Origin of the sequence: Brenneria izadpanahii (assembly GCF_017569925.1) — a bacterium.
Classification (GTDB): domain Bacteria; phylum Pseudomonadota; class Gammaproteobacteria; order Enterobacterales; family Enterobacteriaceae; genus Brenneria; species Brenneria izadpanahii.
Map to the genome: position 1 here is coordinate 2262502 of NZ_CP050854.1, position 22795 is coordinate 2285296.

Annotated in this window: 20 protein-coding genes; 5 read left to right on the forward strand and 15 right to left on the reverse strand. The window is 50.5% G+C overall.

The features are described from left to right. The first annotated feature begins 14 nt into the window (after window positions 1-14). The gene (gene pheT, locus HC231_RS10185; RefSeq protein WP_208230866.1) at window positions 15-2402 is read left to right on the forward strand and encodes a phenylalanine--tRNA ligase subunit beta; all 2388 of its coding nucleotides are present in this window, start codon (window positions 15-17) and stop codon (window positions 2400-2402) included. Window positions 2403-2406: 4 nt separating this feature from the next. After that, a complete protein-coding gene (gene ihfA, locus HC231_RS10190) occupies window positions 2407-2703 on the forward strand; it encodes an integration host factor subunit alpha (protein WP_009112984.1) in 297 nt (98 codons plus the stop codon). Between the two features lie 54 nt (window positions 2704-2757). On the opposite strand, the gene HC231_RS10195 is transcribed toward ihfA, so the two are convergent. The 4 genes from HC231_RS10195 to nadE form a co-directional block, all read right to left on the reverse strand. Then, complete coding sequence (locus tag HC231_RS10195) at window positions 2758-3822, reverse strand: DUF1176 domain-containing protein (RefSeq protein WP_208230867.1); 1065 nt, start codon at window positions 3820-3822, stop codon at window positions 2758-2760. Between the two features lie 240 nt (window positions 3823-4062). After that, the gene (locus tag HC231_RS10200; RefSeq protein ID WP_208230868.1) at window positions 4063-5781 is read right to left on the reverse strand and encodes an ABC transporter ATP-binding protein; all 1719 of its coding nucleotides are present in this window, start codon (window positions 5779-5781) and stop codon (window positions 4063-4065) included. An 84-nt stretch (window positions 5782-5865) separates the two neighbouring features. Beyond that, on the reverse strand, window positions 5866-6759 hold the full coding sequence (yddG, locus tag HC231_RS10205; protein WP_208230869.1) for an aromatic amino acid DMT transporter YddG: 894 nt from the start codon (window positions 6757-6759) through the stop codon (window positions 5866-5868). Between the two features lie 90 nt (window positions 6760-6849). Next, the gene (nadE, locus tag HC231_RS10210; RefSeq protein WP_208230870.1) at window positions 6850-7674 is read right to left on the reverse strand and encodes an ammonia-dependent NAD(+) synthetase; all 825 of its coding nucleotides are present in this window, start codon (window positions 7672-7674) and stop codon (window positions 6850-6852) included. 227 nt (window positions 7675-7901) lie between these two features. Here nadE and osmE point away from each other — a divergent pair, with 227 nt between their 5' ends. Together osmE and HC231_RS10220 are read left to right on the forward strand one after the other, a co-directional pair. After that, a complete protein-coding gene (osmE, locus tag HC231_RS10215; RefSeq protein WP_208230871.1) occupies window positions 7902-8234 on the forward strand; it encodes an osmotically-inducible lipoprotein OsmE in 333 nt (110 codons plus the stop codon). A 351-nt stretch (window positions 8235-8585) separates the two neighbouring features. Beyond that, window positions 8586-9083: an RcnB family protein gene (locus HC231_RS10220; protein ID WP_208230872.1), complete on the forward strand. Its 498-nt coding sequence runs from the start codon at window positions 8586-8588 to the stop codon at window positions 9081-9083. 89 nt (window positions 9084-9172) lie between these two features. Here HC231_RS10220 and HC231_RS10225 read toward each other — a convergent pair whose 3' ends face one another. The 10 genes from HC231_RS10225 to kduI all read right to left on the reverse strand — a co-directional run bounded on the left by HC231_RS10225 (window position 9173) and on the right by kduI (window position 21179). Then, window positions 9173-10567, reverse strand: a complete 1395-nt coding sequence (locus HC231_RS10225; RefSeq protein ID WP_208230873.1) for an L-cystine transporter — start codon at window positions 10565-10567, stop codon at window positions 9173-9175. A gap of 211 nt (window positions 10568-10778) precedes the next feature. Beyond that, complete coding sequence (locus tag HC231_RS10230) at window positions 10779-11354, reverse strand: metal-dependent hydrolase (RefSeq protein ID WP_208230874.1); 576 nt, start codon at window positions 11352-11354, stop codon at window positions 10779-10781. A 496-nt stretch (window positions 11355-11850) separates the two neighbouring features. Continuing rightward, the gene (locus HC231_RS10235) at window positions 11851-12570 is read right to left on the reverse strand and encodes an oligogalacturonate-specific porin KdgM family protein (protein WP_208230875.1); all 720 of its coding nucleotides are present in this window, start codon (window positions 12568-12570) and stop codon (window positions 11851-11853) included. A gap of 752 nt (window positions 12571-13322) precedes the next feature. Further along, window positions 13323-14612, reverse strand: a complete 1290-nt coding sequence (locus HC231_RS10240; protein ID WP_208230876.1) for an ABC transporter substrate-binding protein — start codon at window positions 14610-14612, stop codon at window positions 13323-13325. Between the two features lie 15 nt (window positions 14613-14627). Beyond that, window positions 14628-15755, reverse strand: a complete 1128-nt coding sequence (locus tag HC231_RS10245) for an ABC transporter ATP-binding protein (protein ID WP_208230877.1) — start codon at window positions 15753-15755, stop codon at window positions 14628-14630. A gap of 13 nt (window positions 15756-15768) precedes the next feature. Beyond that, a complete protein-coding gene (locus HC231_RS10250; RefSeq protein WP_425490554.1) occupies window positions 15769-16665 on the reverse strand; it encodes a carbohydrate ABC transporter permease in 897 nt (298 codons plus the stop codon). A gap of 1 nt (window position 16666) precedes the next feature. Beyond that, on the reverse strand, window positions 16667-17557 hold the full coding sequence (locus HC231_RS10255) for a carbohydrate ABC transporter permease (protein WP_208230879.1): 891 nt from the start codon (window positions 17555-17557) through the stop codon (window positions 16667-16669). Between the two features lie 44 nt (window positions 17558-17601). Continuing rightward, a complete protein-coding gene (gene pelW, locus HC231_RS10260; protein WP_208230880.1) occupies window positions 17602-19233 on the reverse strand; it encodes a pectate disaccharide-lyase PelW in 1632 nt (543 codons plus the stop codon). 261 nt (window positions 19234-19494) lie between these two features. Beyond that, complete coding sequence (gene kduD, locus HC231_RS10265; protein WP_208230881.1) at window positions 19495-20256, reverse strand: 2-dehydro-3-deoxy-D-gluconate 5-dehydrogenase KduD; 762 nt, start codon at window positions 20254-20256, stop codon at window positions 19495-19497. An 86-nt stretch (window positions 20257-20342) separates the two neighbouring features. Continuing rightward, a complete protein-coding gene (gene kduI / locus HC231_RS10270; RefSeq protein WP_208230882.1) occupies window positions 20343-21179 on the reverse strand; it encodes a 5-dehydro-4-deoxy-D-glucuronate isomerase in 837 nt (278 codons plus the stop codon). Window positions 21180-21509: 330 nt separating this feature from the next. On the opposite strand from kduI, the gene HC231_RS10275 reads away from it, so the two are divergent. Next, on the forward strand, window positions 21510-21842 hold the full coding sequence (locus HC231_RS10275; RefSeq protein ID WP_208231292.1) for a cupin domain-containing protein: 333 nt from the start codon (window positions 21510-21512) through the stop codon (window positions 21840-21842). Window positions 21843-21892: 50 nt separating this feature from the next. Here HC231_RS10275 and hxpB read toward each other — a convergent pair whose 3' ends face one another. Beyond that, the gene (gene hxpB / locus HC231_RS10280) at window positions 21893-22558 is read right to left on the reverse strand and encodes a hexitol phosphatase HxpB (protein WP_208230883.1); all 666 of its coding nucleotides are present in this window, start codon (window positions 22556-22558) and stop codon (window positions 21893-21895) included. Between the last annotated feature and the right edge of the window lie 237 nt (window positions 22559-22795).

Sequence of the window (22795 nt, forward strand, 5' to 3'; positions counted from 1 at the left end):
GCGGGAATATCATCATGAAATTCAGTGAACTCTGGTTGCGCGAGTGGGTAAACCCGGCAATTGACAGTGAAGCATTATCTGAACAAATCACCATGGCCGGTCTGGAAGTGGATGACGTTGAGCCGGTTGCCGGCGCGTTTCACGGCGTGGTTGTGGGTGAAGTCATGGAATGCGGGCAGCATCCTAATGCCGACAAGCTGCGCGTAACGAAAGTTAATGTGGGCGGCGATCGCCTGCTGGATATTGTTTGCGGCGCGCCTAACTGCCGGCAGGGTTTGAAAGTTGCGGTCGCTACTATCGGCGCGGTGTTGCCCGGCGACTTTAAAATCAAGGCGGCCAAGCTGCGCGGCGAACCATCCGAAGGCATGCTGTGTTCATTCTCTGAACTGGGTATTTCCGACGATCACGATGGCATTATCGAATTGCCGCTGGATGCGCCGATCGGAACGAATATTCGCGATTACCTCAAGCTGGATGATAACGCCATTGATATCAGCGTGACGCCAAACCGCGCCGATTGTCTGGGGATCATCGGCGTAGCCCGCGATGTGGCGGCGCTGAATCAGTTACCGCTGACAGAGCCGGAAATCACGCCTGTCGCGGCCGCCATTCAGGATACGTTCCCGATTCAGGTCGACGCGCCTCAAGCCTGTCCGCGTTATCTGGGGCGCGTGATTAAAGGCATCAATGTTAAAGCCGCCACCCCGATGTGGATGCGTGAAAAACTGCGCCGTTGCGGTATTCGCTCCATCGATCCTGTCGTCGACGTCACCAATTACGTTCTGCTGGAGTTAGGCCAGCCGATGCACGCCTTTGATCTTGACCGTCTCGATGGGGGCATCGTGGTCCGTATGGCGCGGGAGAATGAGGCGCTGACTCTGCTGGACGGAAACGAAGTGAAACTGCAAGCCGACACGCTGGTGATCGCCGATAAGCAAAAAGCGCTGGCGATGGGCGGAATTTTCGGCGGGGAACACTCCGGCGTTAATGAGACTACCCAGAATGTTTTGCTGGAGTGCGCATTTTTTAATCCGTTGTCGATTACCGGACGAGCGCGTCGTCATGGTCTGCATACCGACGCTTCTCACCGTTATGAGCGCGGCGTCGATCCGGCGATACAGTTCAAAGCGATGGAACGCGCAACCCGCCTGCTGATTGATATTTGCGGCGGTCAGGCCGGCCCGGTGGCGAACGTGACCAGCGAAGCGGATTTACCGGCGCGTGCGACCATTACGCTGCGCCGTGAAAAACTCGACCGTTTAATCGGTCATCATATCGCCGACGAACAGGTCACTGATATTTTGCAGCGTTTAGGCTGTAAGGTGACGAAAACGGAGGCCGGGTGGCAGGCTGCCGCGCCAAGCTGGCGTTTCGATATGGAAATTGAAGAGGATCTGGTAGAGGAAGTCGCTCGCCTGTATGGCTACGACAATATTCCGAATGTCGCTACTCAGGCGCCGTTGAAGATGACTTCTCACCGCGAAGCGGATCTTTCTCTCAAACGCGTGAAGACGTTATTAGTCGATCATGGCTATCAGGAAGCAATTACTTACAGTTTTGTCGATCCGAAGATTCAGGAGCTGATTCATCCCGGCGAGGAGGCGTTAATCCTGCCCAGCCCGATCTCTGCCGAAATGTCGGCCATGCGCCTGTCTCTGTGGAGCGGCCTGCTGAGCGCGGTGGTGTATAACCAGAACCGTCAGCAAAACCGTGTGCGTCTGTTCGAAAGCGGGCTGCGTTTCGTGCCGGACAGTAACGCCAATCTGGGTATTCGCCAGGATCTGATGTTAGCCGGCGTGATAACCGGCAGCCGCTATGAAGAGCATTGGGATCTGGCCCGCCAGACCGTAGACTTTTATGACTTGAAGGGCGATTTAGAAGCGGTGCTGGCGTTAACGGGGAAATTGTCCGACCTCGAATTCAAAGCGGAAAGCAATCCGGCATTGCATCCGGGGCAAAGTGCTGCTATTTATCTGTGCGGAGAACGCATTGGATTTATTGGTGTTATCCACCCGGAACTGGAACGTAAGCTGGATCTGAACGGACGCACGGTGGTATTCGAACTGCTGTGGGATAAGGTCGCAGACCGCGTGCTGCCTGATGCGAGCAACATTTCTCGCTTCCCCGCAAACCGTCGCGATATCGCTATTGTCGTGGCTGAAAATGTCGCTGCTGGCGATATTTTAGCCGAATGTAAGAAAGTTGGCGCAAATCAGTTAGTTGGCGTAAACTTATTCGACGTGTACAGAGGGAAGGGCGTAGCGGATGGGTATAAGAGCCTGGCTGTGAGTCTGATCTTGCAAGATACTTCCCGTACACTGGCAGAAGAGGAAATTGCCGCTACCGTTGCACAATGCGTAGCAGCATTAAAACAGCGATTCCAAGCATCCTTGAGGGATTGAACCTATGGCGCTTACTAAAGCTGAAATGTCAGAATACCTGTTTGAGAAGCTTGGGCTGAGCAAACGGGATGCCAAAGAGCTAGTCGAGCTGTTTTTTGAAGAAGTTCGTCGCGCTTTGGAAAATGGCGAGCAGGTCAAATTGTCGGGGTTTGGCAACTTTGATTTGCGAGACAAGAACCAACGACCGGGACGTAATCCAAAAACTGGCGAAGATATTCCGATTACGGCGCGCCGTGTGGTCACGTTCCGTCCGGGGCAGAAGCTAAAGAGTCGGGTAGAAAACGCTTCTCCCAAAGAGTAACAGTCATTACCAAAAAGGCCGCGTAAGCGGCCTTTTTCTTTGCGATCGCTTGCGCTATTTCGCCGGCTTCTCTGGCTGGATGACGGTCGTCGTCCAGGTCGGTAGCGTCCAGGAGCCGCCGGCTCGAATCAAGCGGCATAGCCCGGTAGTATAAATATCGCTTTGACGAAACGTCGCGCCATCCCATACCCAGGACTCCATGCTTCTGCAGTCCCCCAACCCTCGGCCTTTCTGAGAACTATCGATATTGCCGTCATAGTAATCTGTACCGGAGGTGGTAATCAGCTGTGGAGCGCTCTTCATATCATTGCTGATTGTCCAGAAGGCATAGCCTTCGTTATAAGCCGCGCGCCAGCACAACATACTGATCAGCGACGTTTTGTCGTTAAGCGTTCTGAGTTCTATGGATGACCCTTCTCCATCCCGATCGTCGTCTGAACGTTCATCGCATTCATCGCCTAATGTCGCCATCAGCTTGGGCAATAACAGCGATTGTTCGATCGCCGTTAGCTTGCGTGGTTGCTCATCCAGCGGAATAACCGCATGAATAGTGGGCGCCGGAAGCGCCGGGAGCACGTCGGTTTTATTCCCCGGCCGCGTAATGGCGCTGGTGGTGCCGATACGCCCCTGTATTTCGTCCATTTTTAATAAAATGGCGTAAGCGCCGGCGCCGGAGAGTTCTCGTGTTTCGCCAAACCATTTGAATTCGATTTTACCGTCGCCTTTCAGCGCGTTCAGTAACGGGATAATCTGTTGTTCCGTCAACGTGGCTTCGCCGTCATCCGGACTCAATGATTCGCCTTTATTCACGCCATTGATGTACAACGTTATATTTTCGTTTTCTGCATGGTTCGTTTGTTCGGTTTCATCATCGCCCCACATGACTTCACCGGTCAATGTCGTGCCGGGGCCAGCCTGACGAGTCAACAACAGCGAGACTTTATGCTCTTGCTCATCGTCTGAATAGCCCGCCGCGCGGCAGGTGAGGGTATTGTCGCAGGCGATTTCCCAGTCTTTGTGAGCGAAATATTTTCCTTCCGAATCGGCGCTGAAAGCTATTGAAGGAAGAAATAGTGCGAGTAAAGGCAAAAAGCGTAATTTGCTAAAAGGCGTTTGCATAAATATTTTGTTATGTGGCGGAAGATTAGTCGGCAAGATCATATCACCAGACTCAATTAGGATGAACTTCAATCTATCTCCCCCAATCCCGGCAGTGAGAATTGAACCGTTTTACAAGCTGCGGTGATGAATGGCGGGTTATTGGGCGCGTTTTGTTAGAGTAGTTCTTTCGCATCAGCGGTAATAAAAAGAACGGGGAGATAACTCCCCCGATCAAACAATGCGGCATCAGACTGGCTATCAGGCATAGCCGAACTGCGCCTGATGCAGGCTGGCGTAAATACCGCTGTGAGCCAGCAGTTCCTGATGGCTGCCCTGTTCGATGATGCCGCCGTTATCTACTACGACAATACGTTCGGCGTTCTGTATCGTCGCCAGACGATGTGCGATGACTAATGTGGTGCGCCCGGCGGAAAGCTCGCTCAGCGACTGTTGAATCGCCTGTTCCGTTGCGGTATCCAGCGCCGAAGTCGCTTCATCCAGAATGAGTATCGGCGGATTTTTCAGAAAGATCCGCGCGATAGACAAGCGCTGTTTCTGTCCGCCGGACAGCTTAACGCCGCGTTCGCCGACGATGGTATCCAGTCCGTCAGGCAGATTGTCAATCAGTTCGTCCAACCGCGCGCGCCGCGCCGCCTGCATGATCTCCTCATCGCTGGCGTTCAGTTTACCGTAGGCGATGTTTTCCCGGATGCTGCCGCCAAACAGGAAAACGTCCTGTTGGACGATACCGATCTGGCTGCGCAGGGATACTTGCGTCATCTCCCGGATATCTATGCCGTCAATGGTAATGCTGCCGCCGGTCAGATCGTAAAAACGCGGCAGTAATGAACAGAGCGTGGTTTTCCCCGCGCCGGAAGGGCCGACGAAAGCGACGGTTTCCCCAGCGTGAATAGACAGGTTGACGTTATGAATAATGGGACGATCGGCGGTGTAACCGAAGCTGACATGATTAAAGCGGATATCGCCTTTCAGCGCATCGACGTGTCGGGCGTTCGGCGCGTCGGTAATTTCCGGCACGGTATCGATCAGTTGAGTGAAGCGCTTAAAACCGGCGATGCCTTTCGGATAGCTTTCCAGTACGGCCGTGATTTTAGCGACCGGACGGAAAAAAACTTCAATCAGCAGCAGGAAACCGATAAAACCGCCATAGCTGAGCTCCCCGGCAATGACGTACCAGATGCCGGCCAGCATTACGATCAACTGTATCAAACGCGTGCTCAGGTAGCTGAGCGTCAGGCTGGCCGTCATGATGCGGTAAGCCTGAAGTTTGGTACGGCGGTAATTTTCGTTGTCGTGGGAAAACAGGCGCTTTTCATGCGCTTCATTGGCAAAAGCCTTCACCACGCGAATACCGCCAACGCTCTCTTCAATGCGGGCGTTGAAATTGCCGACCTGACCGAAGAGCTGCCGCCAGGTTTCCGTCATGCGTGCGCCATAGCGGCTCACCAGAAAGGTCATGAACGGCACGATGATAATGGTCAACATCGCCAGCGGCAGATGTACCGTCGCCATCAGGATAAATGCGCCGATGAAGGTCATCACGGCAATAAACAGATCTTCCGGGCCATGGTGCGCAATCTCACCCACTTCTTCCAGATCTTTGGTGACATGGGTAATGATATGTCCGGTTTTCATATTGTCGTAATAACGAAACGGCAGATTTTGCAGGTGCTCAAACGCCTGGCGCCGCATATCCGTTTCGATGCCGACCCCCAGCGCGTGCCCCCAGTAGTTAACGATCGCCATCAATCCGGTGTTCAACAGATAAACCGCCAGTAGCGCGACGGAGGCCAACAGAATCAGCGTCCAGTTTTGCGCCGGCAGCAGCGTATCAATGAACGACTTGATCGCCATCGGGAAACCCAGTTCAAGTAAGCCGGCGATAATGGCGCAGCCAAAATCGAGTACGAATAACCCCTTATAAGGGGCGTAGTAAGAGAAGAAACGCCGTAACATGCAATAAATTTTGAGTTAAAAAAATGTGAAAAACACTATAACAGGTAATTGTCCCCAACGGGACATGCGAATAATATGAACGGCTTATTTTCCTGGCTGCCGGACGGCCAACCAGCATAGCAGGGAGCCTGCCGTCACCATCAGGACGCCTTGCCAAAAAGAGAAGGCGGGGATGGTTCTGAGCCACAGCGCGGCCAACAGCGTGGAGAGTACCGGCGTAAAATAAGAGGCCGTCGCCAGCAGCATTAAATTACCGTATTGAATCCCGGCGTTCCAGGCTGAGTAAGCCAGCGCGGTCGAAGCGCCCATAAAAATGAGCTCTAGCGACGACGGCAGGGTGAATAAGATCGGACCTTCCGCACTCAGCGCATATTGCATCCACAATACGGCGGAGGCCACCAGGAAAAATAGCGAGATCCCGTTTTTACCCTGACCGTAGCGCTTGGTGATATTGCAATACAGCGCCCAAACCGCCGCCGCGGAGAATGCCAGCCCATAGGCCAGCGGATTACTGAGAATATTATGCCACAGCAATCCGGGGGACCATGCGCCTTCGCCTTTCATAATCCAGACGATGCCGGCTAAAGAGAGAGCCAACCCCAGCCAGAGTAGAATGCGGCTTTTTTGCTGATTGATGAAGATGGAGAACAGAATGGTCAGACAGGGCCAGAGGTAGTTAATCATCCCCAGTTCCATTGCCTGCAACCGGTTGTTGGCGAGTCCGATGGCGAGAGAGAGAAATATTTCATAGCAGACGAACAGGGGGCCGCCAACCAGCAGATAGATTTTAGGCAGCGTTTTGAGCTGCGGCATCCCGTAAAACAGCAAAAGGCATAGCGTGCTCATCGAGTAGATCATAGCCGCGCCGCCGATGGGGCCAAGCGTTTCGGTCAGACTACGAATCAGTCCGACGGACGTACTCCATAGAATAATTGCCACCAAGCCTGCAAGGGTCGCGCGTTGTGGCGTCGAAATCATGATGGGGTATCTTTCTAATATAAATGAAGCGGAAATAATAAAGCGGATACCGTGCCGGTATCCGCCCCATAATATCAATTTATGAGCGAGTTAGCGCCAGAAGTCATCGAAAACGGTAACCGGCGGCCGACGCTTATGTTCGGTTTTGAGATACCAGTTTTCAATGATCGCCGCATCTTTTGCATCAATCTGTTTACCTTCAAGGTAATCATCGATTTTTTCATAGGTGACGCCCAACGCGACTTCGTCCGGCAGCGCAGGTCGGTCGTCTTCCAAGTCGGCCGTCGGCGCTTTGGTATACAGGTTGGACGGGCATCCCAGTTCGCGCAACAGAGCCTTGCCCTGACGCTTATTCAAACGGAATATGGGATTGATATCCGTGCCGCCATCGCCGTATTTGGTGAAAAAGCCGGTTACCGCTTCTGCGGCATGGTCCGTTCCAACCACCAGACCGGCATTCATCCCGGCGATGCTGTACTGCGCTTTCATCCGCTCGCGCGCTTTCTCATTCCCTTTTACAAAGTCAGACAGCTCAATGCCAATCTGTTTCAGCGTGGCTTCGCTGGCGTCGACGGCGGGTTTGATATTAACGGTCAGCACCTTATCCGGTTTAATGAAAGCAATGGCGTCCTGGCAGTCCGATTCATCGGCCTGCACGCCATAAGGTAAGCGTACGGCGATGAACTGATAGTCTTGATTGCCGGTTTCATTACGCATTTCGGTGATGGCCGTCTGGCATAATTTACCGGTCAGCGTAGAGTCCTGGCCGCCGCTGATCCCCAGAACCAACGACTTCACAAACGGATGCGCCGCCAGATAACTTTTCAGAAAATCAACGCTGACACGGATCTCTTGCGCTGGGTCAATACTGCTTTTAACGCCTAACGCGGTGATGATATCTTGTTGCAATGACATAACGTTCCCCTTCCTGAACTTGTTGATCCTGCCTAAAATTGCCTTAATCATCAGAGTGTAAAGCTAATCGGCGTGAAGAAAAAGAACAAGCGCGCTATCAACAGTTTTACCTATGGTTAAACGCCCCCCGGCGCTTAATTAATTATGCGCATAGCTATGGTTATAATTTGAAAAAACGCCTTTTGCCATCTAGTCTTAACAATGACCCATTCACATGAGGTAATGCAATGAAAAATAATCGACTCTTGCTCTGTATGGCAGCGGCTGGCGTGGTCTTTCTTTCTGGGTGTACAACCTACAATAAAGCAGAAAGTCTGGTGACGGAACCTGTCGTGAAGGATGTGAAAACAGGAATGACGAAACAACAGGTTCTTCAAATTGCCGGACCGGGCGCATCGGAAGTACGCATGAAAAATGCAAGGGGGACGTGTAGCAACTATCTGTTGAAAAACCGTGATGGCACGGCGCAAAACTACTTTGTCAGTTATAACGAAACCGGCCAAGTGCTGAATAAGGGTTTCCAAAGCTGTGAGGCATACGATACTTCGCCACAGCGCTAACATGCTTTTCACGTAAGCGATGAGCTTACGCGGTTTATTAGCTCCGATCGTTATTTTTGAGTTTTTATCGTTACAAACATGCTGGAAGACGCACATCTCTTTTTAGATGCCTTTCAGCATGACAGACGCCCCGTCCGCCAACCTTTCCCGCCGTGGATGACGCAATATCAGCCAGAGCAAAACCGCTTGATCATTACCTTCTATTTAGAGTGTTAAGATTCTGTTTGAATTTGGTAATATATTGTCAGATCAAGGGGTTTAAGATATTTCTACCTTTCATTCCGTGACATTGTGACCGATATTGCTGTTAACCAAGTTATACAAAACGGTTTATGCGTTGAGGAAAATGCGATGACGAAAAAAACACTGGCATTAATGATGTCGTTACTTCTGGCGACAAGTTCCTTTTCAGGACTGACTTTTGCGCAAGGACCGAATGGACAGCAAGAGCAGAAGATGTTGCCAAACAATCATCAGAACGGCGGCGATCGTAAGAACGCGCCGGCGGCTAACAACAACCAAAGAAACGTGCCTAACGGCAACAGCCACAACAATAACCGCGGGAACCAGGCGGCAAAACCGGTGCAGCAGGCTCCGCGTGAGCAACGGAGTGCATCCAACTTCCGTGAACGGGAGCATTTTGCCTGGCGCGGCAATGATTTCAGAAAAGGGCATCCCGTGCCGCAGCGTTTCCGTGGCGATGATTATCGGGTTAATGACTGGCGCGCGCGCGGCTTACGTGAACCGCCAGCCGGTCAACACTGGGCCTATATCGACGGTAACTATGTCTTGATTGCCGCCGCTACCGGAATCATCACGGCTATTCTGCTGAACAGCGCGCTGAACTAAACTTGCCGTGAGAAAAAATTAACGCGCCGGTAGCACAAACTACCGGCGCGTTATGCTTTATGCCAGGCCGCCATGGCCTTATGAAGGCATTATCGATGCGCTAGCTCGGCGTCTTCCTGTCCGTCAAATACGTTTTTATCCGTTTGTTTCAATAACTGGCTGGTTACGGTTCCCGCCGTCATCGAGCCGCTGACGTTTAATGCCGTACGCCCCATGTCGATCAATGGTTCGATGGAAATCAGCAGCGCAACCAGCGTAACGGGCAATCCCATGGCCGGCAGCACAATCAGCGCGGCGAAGGTCGCTCCGCCGCCTACGCCGGCCACGCCGGCCGAACTAATGGTGACGATGCCGACCAGCGTCGCAATCCATACCGGGTCGAGCGGGTTGATGCCGACCGTCGGAGCAACCATAACCGCCAGCATCGCGGGATAGAGCCCGGCGCAGCCGTTTTGGCCGATGGTGGTGCCAAACGAGGCGGCAAAGCTGGCGATGGATTCCGGCACGCCGATGCGGCGGGTTTGCGCTTCAATGCTGAGAGGAATGGTCGCCGCGCTGGAGCGGCTGGTAAAGGCAAACGTCAGCACCGGCCATATCTTGCGGAAGAACCGGGCAGGGTTGATGCCGGTCAACGACAGGATCAGCGCGTGAACGCCGAACATGATGGCCAGCCCCAGATAAGACGCCACCACAAAACTGCCCAGCTTAAGGATATCCTGCAGATTGGAACTGGCGACCATTTTGGTCATTAGCGCCAATACGCCGTACGGCGTCAGCCTCATTACCAGACGAACCAGCTTCATGACCCAGGATTGCAATGTATCAATGGCCGTCAGAACGCGCTCGCCTTTTGCCGCGTCGTCTTTGGTCAATTGCAGCGCTGCGATACCGAGGAATACGGCGAAGATAACCACGCTGATGATTGACGTGGGATTGGCGCCGGTCAATTCGGCAAAAGGATTTTTAGGAATGAAGGAAAGAATTATCTGAGGAATGCTCAGATCGGAAACTTTCCCCACGTAGTTATTTTCGATAGCCGTTAAGCGCGCGGTTTCCTGCGCGCCCTGAACCAGCCCGCTGGCGGTCAATCCGAACAGATTCGTAACGAAAACCCCGACCAGCGCGGCGATAAGCGTGGTGAACAGCAGGGTGCCGAGCGTCAGTATGCTGATCTTCCCTAATGAAGAGGCATTATGCAGCTTGGCCACCGAGTTCAGTATGGAAACGAATACCAGCGGCATAACGATCATTTGCAGCAGTTGAACATAGCCGTTGCCGACGATGTTAAACCAGGCGATGGATTGATTAATTACGGGATTACCGCTGCCGTAAATCAGATGTAACGCCAGACCGAACAGCACCCCGACAACCAAACCCAATAACACTTTTTTTGCCAGACTCCACGATTTGTTCTGGCTGGCGTATCCCAGTAAGAACAATAGGGCGGCAAACGCCAGAATATTTACTAGCAGCGGAAAGTTCATCTCCACTTCTCCCTATTAATTAGATGAATAATTTTTTCAGCATGATGAAAAACGCGCTCAAGGATATCAGTTCTTCCATAAGTTTGTTATATGACTGTGAGCTATAAATTATAGCTAACGGTGCGAGCGATCTCCGCTTTTCGGGGATGATATCCGGTTGCGCCTTGTTCGCGAGGCTGTTCCGTAGCAAGCGGTTGAGGCGGTCGGCGGGCTATTTTAACAGTTGGATCACATGTGCCTGCGCTGATTGGATAAGCCTGAAGGATTGTTCGTAAGTGCAGCAGTTCAGGCTTTTCTGCGGCTGGTACAGCGAAAAACCAATAAAAGCGATGCAAAGGAAACGCTCTAGCTGATTACCTTTTTGCCCGTTTAGTATCGGCAGGCGAAAGCGCCAGCGGCAGGGCCAGAGCAGGGGCACCCCGGATGACGTCAGTATATCGGCCGCAATATGGCTTAGGTAACCGACGATCATCGCGTGATAGGCGTCGGTCGGCAGCAGCCAATCAGACGGCAGGCGGGTTTGAATGAAAAACACGCCGGCGATAATGGCGAGTAAACTATGGGTAAAGCCGCGATGGCCGAATGCGCGCGCGATAGGCGCCGATATCCACTTCAACCGTTGTCCAAGCAGGGATTTAGGGTGATCGATATCCGGCAGGAGGGACGTCAGCAGCGCGCCCGGAATGATATGCCACCAGTCTCCCGCTGCCAGTTCCGGCGATAACTCCACTTTTTTAGCCAGGATTGCACAGGCAACAGAGAATAGGACATGTCCTTCCGCAGTCATTAAACGTCTCGAACAAAACTGTTATTTTATACAGTATAAAAGATTGTGATGATCTGCGGAAGTAGTTACAGCGTAACTATTTATTGCTAATACGGTATTTTGTTCCATCCTGCTGCGCCGCGGCCGTTTATTCTCCCGTGGCGGCGCCAGCTATTTAATAACCGGGACGGCGGCTGAAATGGCGTCGGCGCCGCGAACGCCATGATTGCCTTCCCGAAACGATGAATTTCTGGCGCTATATGGCGGCAAGCATCGCCAGGCCGTTATCGGCGGTGAGTGAGGAGGGCATCAATGGTATGAAACGCCGGAACATATAGTTGGGAGGCTTTATGGCTGGTGTGAGCGCGTTATTAATAAAAAAAGAGGGCAGTCATTGTCTCGGAGAAAAAGATGACTGCCCTGAAATCAGGAAAATAGATCAATAGCCAACATTCATATATAAAAAGGGTAATTCAGACACAATAATGACAAACGCAATTCTAATAATGCGGCGTTATTAGAAGTTGTACTGCACGCCTACGCGGTAACGAGTCTGGCGGTGATCGGACTTGCCATCCTGAGCCACATTCCCGACAGCGACAAATGGCTTCCAGTTTTTATCCAGCTTATAGGCCAGCTTTACATCATGGTCGATATTATAGGTTTCATTATCGTATTGGTAAGCGCCGGCCTTGTTCGCCTTTTTATAGTCCATTTCATAATCAATCTGGAAATCTTTCAGGAATTTATAGGTGAGCGTGCCGGTAAGATTATAGCCGTTTTCCTGGGTGCTATTTGAACTGCCGATATTTGAACTTTTTCTCAGGTAGTAAGGCCGGTAACGCAGCGAGTAGGACAGATCGTCAGTGATATTGACTTTACCGCGCAAATAAGGACGGTAATTATTGGACGAAGAACTGGAATCTAACGAGAATCCCGGTTCAAGAGAAAAGGTTTTATTAAAATTATAAACGTAGCTGGCAACGACTTCAGTACCATTACTAACGGTTTCATGATAAGGCTTATTTGGCGTGGTCTCTTGCGACGGTTCGCCATTTTTCCATTTTGCTTCAACGGATAGGCCGAAACCATTGGCAAAACGATGGGAGATCAGCAGACGATCGCGATGATCATTCTTTGGCGTATCTTTCATTTCATGGCGGTAATCGATAGTAACGGCCATTGCATTAATACTGATAAGAGATGTAACTGCCAGAGCTAATGATTTTAATTTCATTGTTATATTACCTGTGTGATTAAAAGACGCTTAATAAAATGACTTCCTAATTCGAGCTCTATTTTATTTACCCGTATTATTCGTTCTGTGATCGAGATCGTTCGAGTAAAGAAAAAATAAAACGATGTTTCAAAATGTGACGATGATCTTAATGATGATATATTTTGTTTCAATTTAAATGAAAAACAACTGGCGTGCATTGCTATATTATTGGCATGTGAAAAATTTGTTTTGTTATTAATTCTTGTTTTTGTTTTTTATGTAACTCATTGATTTTTATTTATTATAAAAATAAATATATGATTTATTTTTTTAAATCTTACAGATTACCAATTATAAAATATACTTTCCGTGATCTGCGTTTTCATTGTTGATGATATTTGAAATAATGTTTTGTTTTTATTTTTTGTTATTTGTGGTTGGCAGTGTTTTGAATTAATTGAAATATCATAAGATGGATGGCGATCGTGATGAGTGATTGTGTTTCTTGCCGTGTTTAAGACTATCTTTGATGGGGGGATGAGGTTTATCTTGATTTGTGATTTCTATTGAGTTAAGCGTTTGGGCTGTTTTGAGCCGGCTGAAATATCTACTGGAATGAGTGTATTAAGCGCTGACTCCGATGCCGGGGGGAAATGCTTTTTAAGATGATTAATGCAAGATTTATTATCAAAAAACATTGAACGGTCGTGACAATAAAAATCCCTGCCGTATAAGCGGCAGGGATGGATACGCTAGAAGGATAATTTCTGCTATCGCATAGCGCGTTTTAAAATACGTTCAGACTGGCGCTGGAAGTATTTCGCTGTTTCCTCAACAGATTTCTGACCGTAATCGATATACTGAATGGCATCGCCGAACAGGGACACGATTTGCGGATCGTCAAAATAGGGCGAAACGCTGGTTTCGTGAGGCAGCGCCAGCGCCAGATTCAATCCGGTAACCGCGGGAGAATCATCTTTAATGACGCCGTCGGCGGTTAACTGCGCCACCGCGGCCTTGCTTAGCGGTACGCCACGCTCTAATCCCAGCGCCTGGACGCCTTCTTTGCTGTTTAGCAGGAAGTTAATCAGCATCGCGGACTCTTTGGGATGCTTAGTCGATTTACCAATAGACAGCATCTGGGCCGGTTTAAAGAACAGGCCGGCATCTTTGGCGCCCGGCAGCATCGGGTAGCTGCCCAGTTCCAGCTTCCCCGGCGGTTGCAGGTTGTCGGAGTACTTGGTAATCGTCGAGTTCCACATATAGGTGCCGCCCCAGTCGCCCAGGATCCACGGTTTCATCTCATACATGTTGCTCTTGCCGAAAGAGGCATAGTGTTTCGCTGACGGCATCACATGGCTATCAACCAGCTTTTTGTACATATCGAAAAATTCAACCCACTGGGCATCGGTGTATGAAAATTTCTTATTTTTCTCGTCTACGGCCGGAATATTGTATTTTTGCACCATATAGGAGTTAAGCAGAGCCAGAGAATCTTGATGCTCCAACACGATTGGATAGACTTGATCTCCCAGTTTCTCTTTGAACACGTTGCCGGCATTGAGCAGCTCATCCCAGGTTTTAGGGTAGTCCAGACCGGCCTTTTTCCAGGTTTCGGTGTTGAAATAGAACACGCGGGCGGTGACGGAAATAGGGATGCCGTTCAGCTTGCCTTCAACCGTGGTGGATTGCAGATCCAGCGGATTGAATTGCCCCAGATCCAACACATCCTTCATTTTATTCAGGTCGTAAAAACCATCGCCGGTTTTAGAGAAGATCGGCAACCAGTTCCAGTTAGTCTGCATTACGTCCGGTTCGGTATTTCCTGCTATTTGCGTCGTCAGCCGGGAAAGGTGGCCGTCCCAACCGGTATATTCGGCTTTAACATTAATATTCGGGTATTGTTTATGAAATTCCTCAATCGCCTTCAGCGTATATTGATGGCGGGTGTTGCCTCCCCACCATGACATTCGCAATTCGACCTGATCGGCGGCAAAGGCCTGGTGAGCCAATAACGCCAGAGACGAGGCTATCAACGTGTGTAGGATCGCTTTTTTCATCGGTTATTTTTCCTATTAAAGAGAAATATTTTTTTCTGTTTTTGCATCAAAGATATGGCACTTCTCCATATCAAATTGGAAGAATACCTGGCGGTGCAGGCCGTTCTTGATGATTAACCGGGCTTCATCCGATGGGACACGGCTGGTTAGTTCAAAGCCATCGACTTTGATATACATAAAGAATTCATGGCCCATGTTTTCTACGCGCACCAATTCGCCCTGCGAGTGATTGCCTGCAAAGGGCGTTTCGGAAACGGTCACGTATTCAGGACGGATACCGAAAAATACATCCTGGCCGGAGTAGGCCCGCACTTTATCCTGCTGCGCGCTGTTTAAGACCAGCGTGTAATGACCCACGGTTAAACCAATCTGACCGTCTTTTTCCACCAGCTTGCTGGGTTTGATATTCATTTCCGGCGCGCCGATAAAACCGGCGACGAACATGTTGTTCGGGTAGTGGTACAGGTTATCCGGCGTATCCACCTGCATGATGTGGCCGAGCTTCATGACGCAGATACGGTCGCCCATGGTCATGGCTTCCGTTTGGTCGTGGGTAACATAAACGGTGGTGGCCGGCTTACCGCTTTTCTTTAACTGCTTGTGCAGATCGGAAATGCGGATACGCATGGATGCGCGCAGCTTGGCGTCAAGGTTGGATAATGGTTCATCAAACAGAAATACGTCGGGTTTTTTCACGATGGCGCGGCCAACGGCGACGCGCTGGGCCTGACCGCCGGAGAGCTGGCGGGGCAGACGATCCATCAGTTCTTCCAACTCCAAAATTTTTGATGCTTCCGTAACCTGCGCTTCAATTTGATCTTTCGGCAGCTTGCTGAGCTTCAGGCCGAAGGCCAGATTCTCTTTGACCGTCATATGCGGATAGAGCGCGTAGTTCTGGAACACCATAGCGATGCCGCGCTCTTTCGGCGCCAGGTTATTCACTACCCGCTCGCCGATGCGCACTTCGCCGCCGCTGATGGTTTCCAGACCGGCCAGCATGCGCAACGTAGTGGATTTGGCGCAGCCGGACGGGCCGACGATAACCATAAATTCGCCGTCTTTGATGGTCAGATCGATGCCGTGTACTGCTTTGAAACCGTTGGAATAAACTTTTTCCAGTTTGTTGAAAATGACTTCAGCCATGATAGATCCTCAATTAACCTTTAATTCCGCTGCTGGTAACGCCCTGTACGAAGTAGCGCTGTGCCAGGAAGAAAATGATGATGGATGGCAGGATGGAAATGCTCGCCATTGCCAGGATTTCGTTCCACGGTGCGCCTTCCGTCACGTCGATGGACATTTTCAGCGCCAGCGCGATCGGATATTTATCCACGCTGTAGACATAAATCAGCGGACCGATAAAGTCGTTCATCGACCACATAAACTGGAACAGCGCCACCGAGATAATGGCCGGTTTCAGGATCGGCACCACCACGTACCACAGCACCTGGAAGGAGTTGCAGCCATCGATTTGCGCGGCTTCTTCCATATCACGCGGCACGCCGCGCAGGAACTGGATCAGCATGAAGACAAAGAATCCCTGAGTGGCGAAAGCCAGCGGCAAATACAGCGGCATATAGCTATTCAGCATGCCCATTTCGCGGAACATGATGTACTGCGGAATCAGCAGCACGGTGCTGGGCAGCAGCATGGTGGCGATCAGCGTGGCGAACCAGAAGGTTTTCCATGGAATTTCAAAGCGGGCGAATCCATAGGCCACGATGGTGGAAGAGATAATGGTCAGGATCACTTTCGGGATCACGTACTTGAACGTGTTGATCATGTAGTGGCCGAAGTTGTATTCCGTTCCGGTTTTCCAGCCATTGACGAAACCGTCCCAGGTGGCGTGTTCGGGCCACAATCCGAGCGTGGTGAAAATCTCATGGTTGGGCTTGAAGGACGCAGCGAACATCCACGCCAGCGGATAGAGCATCAGCAGACCGACAAATAACAGAATGACGTAACGGATAGCGGCGCTGATTTTTTCTTTCCGCAGCGTGCGGCGAATTTCTATTGCGGCCACTTCCTGAGCCGTACTCATGTTTGTATGCATGTCAGCCATTTTTTCCTCCTTTATCGGCGGAGTAGAACACCCAGTACTTGGACGACTTAAAGGCAATCGAAGCAAATACCGCGACGACCAGGAACAGAACCCACGCCAGCGCGGCGCCGTAGCCCATGTCGAAATATTTGAATGCCGTATCGTAGATATAAAGCGAGAACAGGTAGGTGTAATGAGTCGGCCCGCCGCCGGTAATAACGTAAGGCGCGGTAAATTCCTGGAACGCCTGCGTGGTCTGCATAATAAAGTTAAAGAAAATAACCGGCGTAATTAACGGCACGGTGACTTTCATAAACATCTGCCATTTAGAGGCGCCGTCGATCATGGCGGCTTCGTACTGAGATTGCGGTACGTTCTGCAGGGCCGCCAGGAAGATAACCATGGCTGAGCCAAACTGCCATACGCGCAGCAGCGTAACCGACATTAGCGCCAGAGAGGGCTCGCCGAGCCAGTTAACCGCGTCAAAACCAAACACGCCGAGAAAACTATTCAGCAGGCCGTCAATGGCGAAAAGCGCACGCCACAGCACGGCAATCGCCACGCTGCTGCCCAGAATAGAGGGCACGTAGTATGCGGTTCGGAAAAAACCAATGCCGCGCAGTTTAAAATTCAGCACAAAGGCGATTAATAACGCGAAAATCAATTTCAGCGGGATGGTTAAAAATACATAGGCAAAGGTTACCCCCATGGATTTCCAAAACAGGTCATCCTCAATGAACATGCGATGATAGTTTTCTATCCCGGTAAATTCGGGGGGACTCATCAAATCATACTCGGTAAAACTGAGTATAAATGATGAAATAAAGGGGAAAGCGGTAAAAACTATCAACCCTATAATATAGGGGGAGATATAGGCTAACCCCAGCATTCTGTTTTCATTCATAATGCTACCTATTTAGTAATTGTGAATTATTGGAAAATATGAAATCAAATCGTTAATAATTCTGGATAAATAAACTCCACGTCATAAATGGTTTTGTTTTTCCCGTTAACGCAAAAATCACCGTGAACATATCCCCCTTGCGTTAAGAACGGCGGAATATCGTTTAATTTGCGACGGCAAGCGGCGATGAAGGTTAAGAAAGCCAGAGGGATTGGATCATCCAGCCGGACATAGCGATGTTGCGCTGAACGAACGAGCAGACCGCGATGGAAGTGCTTATCAAACAAAATTTCCGCTAATTGCCAGGCATAAGTTCCCCATTTTCCCGATCGTTCATGTTCTGCCAGTTCAATCACGGCCAGTAATAAAACCGGACTGGCTATCTGATGAATATCTTCATTATTTAAGCGATTCAGCATGGTATTAATTAACGCATGCAGATCGTCGTCGCCGCTTAGACGATAAGCGCGCACCAGCGGTAATAAATAATCGCCTTCAAGCGTAAAAAGTTTTAGTTCAGTGCCTGCCTTTCCATAATAACCGTCGCGTTTAAAACGGTAACCCGTCATATCCTGGCCGTTATTCCACATTGGGCGCAGCGTATTAGCGGTAACGTCATAAGCGTACTGATAATAGTTTTTAAGCCCGGAAATAACCCAGCCAAGTATTTCAGCGTCGGGCTGGGTTCGCAGGATATCCAGCATCGCCAGCGGGTTATCGACTAACAGCGGGCGCATATCCCGGAATAGAACGTTGGCTTCTCGGGCTATTTCGCCAAATTCCGCGCCAAATTGACGTTGGGCGCGATCGCCGAACCATGACTGAGTCTGGTTATCGTCAGCGGGCGCCGGCTGACGCTGCAAAGGGGAACTGAATTGATAAACCGGCATTCCGGTTTCTGGGTTTCTTGCCAGTACGTATTGGCGGTACAGGTGCTTACCCCAGTTGGCCGCCTGGCGATCGCCGGTATATTCCGCATATTTGAATGCGGCGTAAATCAGATCGGTGCCGGCATTTACAAACGTTAGCCCTTTCGTCAACGGCAGGTCCGGCCATTTCGCCGGGTCAACCACGTCGCGGCAAGGGTGGAGGAACACATTAGGATCGCGGGGTTTGGCGTAATCGCCGTGACGCCCAAGATCCAATGAATTCCAATCTTCCACATGAGCATTCCAGAAGCCTTGCAGGAAGTTCAGCGTTTTTTCGGCATTAACGCGATGCAGCAGCGCGTAATAGGGCAGATGGTGCTTGAGTTCATGCACCTGGGCCTTTGATTCCGGCCCTTCGCTTTTTAGCGTGTCTAAATTGATGAAACGGTGGCCGCCCCAATAAAACAGTCCGCTTTTCTCGTCCGTAAAGCGATCCAGAAAATAACGGCACAATGATTCAGCCTGCTGTCGGTAAGTGTTTTCCCCGGTGATGGCGCTCATACCACAGAGCGTTCTTAGCCAGTTTTGCTGGCTGGCGAAGTTTGAGATCGGAGCACAACGGTCATCCGGGAATCGCCAGACGACCGGCTCCATATTCAGAACGTCGAACCCGTCGGCTAGCAACGGCGTTGCATGAGTACGGCTGTGCGCGACGCGCTGAATAATCTCAATATGACTTTTCAGAGCGGAAATCCACCCGTCAAGCGTTACTTCTTTGCTGGTGCTTAAATTGGCAAAAATACTCATGGAGTGCCTTCTTATGAAACTGACGGACAGTTCCTTATAAATAGAAACGCTGTTTTGATTGATTATATTGCGCTATTCACCCTGTCGTCATGCATGCAATATCGAAAGTGTGATCAAAGTCGGAACGTTGTTTCGAAATTTTTCACGAGGGGTTTTGTATGAGGGTTTGAATTATAACCATTTGAAAAAAAAGAAAAGACACAATCTGCGTTGTGTCTTTATCTTCGGTTGGAAACGGAATCGGTAATGCGGAAAAACGAATTAGCGAGCCAGCCAGCCGCCGTCGACGGCGATAGTATAGCCATTGATATAATCAGACGCGCTGGAAGCCAGAAATACCGCCGGCCCCATGAGATCCTGCGGTAAACCCCAACGGCCCGCAGGGATGCGATCCAGAATTTCTTTGCTGCGATCTTCATCGGCGCGTAGCTGCTGGGTGTTGTTGGTGGCCATATATCCGGGCGCAAGCGCATTGACGTTAATCTTGTGTTTGGCCCACTCATTCGCCAGCAGACGGGTGACCCCCATTACTGCGCTTTTTGACGCGGTATAAGAGGGAACGCGGATGCCGCCCTGGAAAGAGAGCATTGACGCGATATTGATGATTTTACCGCCATGACCTTGTTTGATAAATTGCCGGGCAACCGTTTGGGACATAAAGAACACGCTCTTGATGTTCAGATTCATCACATCGTCCCAGTTTTTTTCACTGAACTCGATGGAATCTTCACGGCGGATGATGCCGGCGTTGTTAATCAGAATGTCGACTTTGCCAAATTCCGCAACGGCTTTTTCAACCAGCCCGGCGTGACCGGCAATGTTGCCCATATCCGCAGTCAGGCTAAGGAAACGGCGGCCTAAAGCGGTGACTTTCTCAATGGTTTCTTTCGGTTCAACAATATTGACGCCGACAATATCGCAACCGGCTTGCGCCAGCCCGATCGCCATACCTTGACCAAGCCCCGTATCGCAACCTGTGATGATCGCAACTTTGCCCTGTAACTCGAAGGAATTTAAAATCATAGCCATTATCTCTCTATAAGCGACAATACGTTGTCGTTAGCTGTTAACGTAGGGTATGGAATACCGGTAATTCCGGCCGGCAGCGATTAACGCAACTCGCTGACCTTGACGTGATCCATGTCACCGAAAACCTGATTCTCGCCAACCATGCCCCAGATAAAGGTGTAGCGTTTGGTGCCCACACCTGAATGGATCGACCAGCTCGGTGAAATCACCGCCTGCTCGTTTTTAACTACAAGATGGCGAGTCTCTTGAGGTTGCCCCATCATGTGGAAAACCGCCGTTTCGTCGTCCATATCAAAGTAGAAATAAACTTCCATCCTGCGTTCATGCGTATGACAAGGCATGGTGTTCCACAGACTGCCTTCGGCCAGTTTGGTCAGGCCCATGGTGAGTTGGCAGGTGGGGAGTACGTCAGGAACGATATATTTATTGATGGTGCGACGGTTACAGCTGATATCCTCACCCAAGGTTTGCGGCGATGCGTCAGTCTGGGTGATTTTACGTGTTGGATAGGATGTGTGCGCGGGCGCGCTGTTATAGTAGAACTTGGCGGGGGCCGCCGCATCGGCGCTGGCGAACTGAACGTCTTTTACGCCCATCCCAACATAGAGCGCTTCTTCGTTGCCAATCTCGTAGCGTTTCCCGTCAACGGCGATGATGCCCGCGCCGCCAATATTGATAATCCCCAGCTCGCGGCGCTCAAGGAAATAATCGACGCCGAGCTGTTTACCGACTTCGCCGCCAATCGTTACGGTAGCCTGCACCGGCATAACGCCACCGACAATGATGCGATCGATATGGCTATACGTCATGGTGTAGGTATCAGCGGAAAAAATTTCTTCAATCAAAAATTCGCGACGCAAACCGGCGGTGTCCAATTGGCTGGCGTGATCGCTATGAATGCTTTGACGTACTTGCATTACTTGAGCCCCTCTCTTCCATAAAATCAATAACGTGCGGAAATCGTTGGAGAAAGCACCGGGCAGAACAGGCGACATCGCGTGGCAGTGACAATGTCACCTGAATCTTGGCCTGCCCGGGTCTTTCTTGTTATGTTGGGATAATAGTTCTACCGGGACGCGAATTCAATAAATATGAAATAATGTTTTATTTAATCTTGAGGAACGTCATAGTTTTACTTATTTTATGTTTCATAAGATGCCGGCGTGGCTAGAATGTCAGTGCTCGCAGTGGGTATGCTCATTCAGGTTGCGCGGTACGAGTGAGTAATCGGAAGGTAAGGAGAAATGATGAGACGCTATTTTATTGATGATGAAACACCCTGGGAAGAATTGGGCGGCGGTATCAAACGTAAGATCATGACCTGGAGTGATGAGCTGATGATGGTCTGCGTGCATTTTGAAAAAGGCGCCGTCGGCACGCCCCACAAGCATGACATCCACGACCAGATTGCCTATGTCGCCGCCGGTAGTTTTGAAGTCGTGATTGAAGGCGAAAAGCGTATCCTGAAAACGGGGGATGCCTACATGGCGGTCAAGGATGAAATGCACGGCGTCGTCTCTCTGGAAGACGGCAGCGTTCTGATTGACACGTTTTCCCCTAAACGCGCCGATTTCCTTTAAGCCGCTTCGCCGTTGGCCGGTGTCCGCCGGTCAACGGTTTCCTCGCCGTGCTATGAAATATGTTCGGCGCTGAGCTGTTGCAGCGAACCGAGTTTATGATCGGCCAAAACCCAGCGCGGGTCTTTACTGAACTCGGACTGCGGCACCACGATAGAGCGCATGCGGGCGGCTTTCGTCGCAATCATGCCGTTTACTGAATCCTCTAATGTTACGCATTGCAGCGGTGAAATACTCAATCCCTGCGCGGCATTTAAGTATACCTCCGGGTGCGGTTTGCTATACGGCAGGTGTTCGGCTGAAGCCAGAAAGTCAAAATAATGCGCTAAGTCGAACGTGCGCAAAACCTGCTTTTGCATATGCAGAGGCGAAGCGGAAGCCAGCCCGATCTTAAGATTTTGCTGACGGCAAAACTGCAGCGCATGTTCAACGCCCGGTAATAAAGGCCGGCGCTCATCCAGCAGTTCCATCGCCCGTTCAATAATCCGTTTGACCACCGTTTCCCGGCTTGGAGTGCTCCATGGCGCCAGCTGATACCAGAGATCGACGACCATATCGATGCGTAACCCCAACGTATCCTGCATGGATTGACGCAGCGACGTATCGATTCCCAACGATGCAATAACCTCAAGTTCGGCTATGTCCCACAAGGGTTCTGAATCAATCAGCAGGCCATCCATATCAAAAATCGCCGCGCGGATAGAAGAGTTCGAGGTCATGCCATCATCTCCGTAATAGATAAAATAAAGTTCAGATAGGTAAAACCGTTAGGATATACCTGATAGCTTTTAATATGCGGAACGCTATACTCCCGCAGCCCTGAAAAGAAGGGTATAAGTTAATTCACCGCTTATAAAGATCGCCGGCGATAAATTGTTGACTGATGATAAACTTACGGTAGGCTGCCTGCGATTAGCCGCGTTCGGATTTGCTTTGTCATGTATGCCAGTTACATA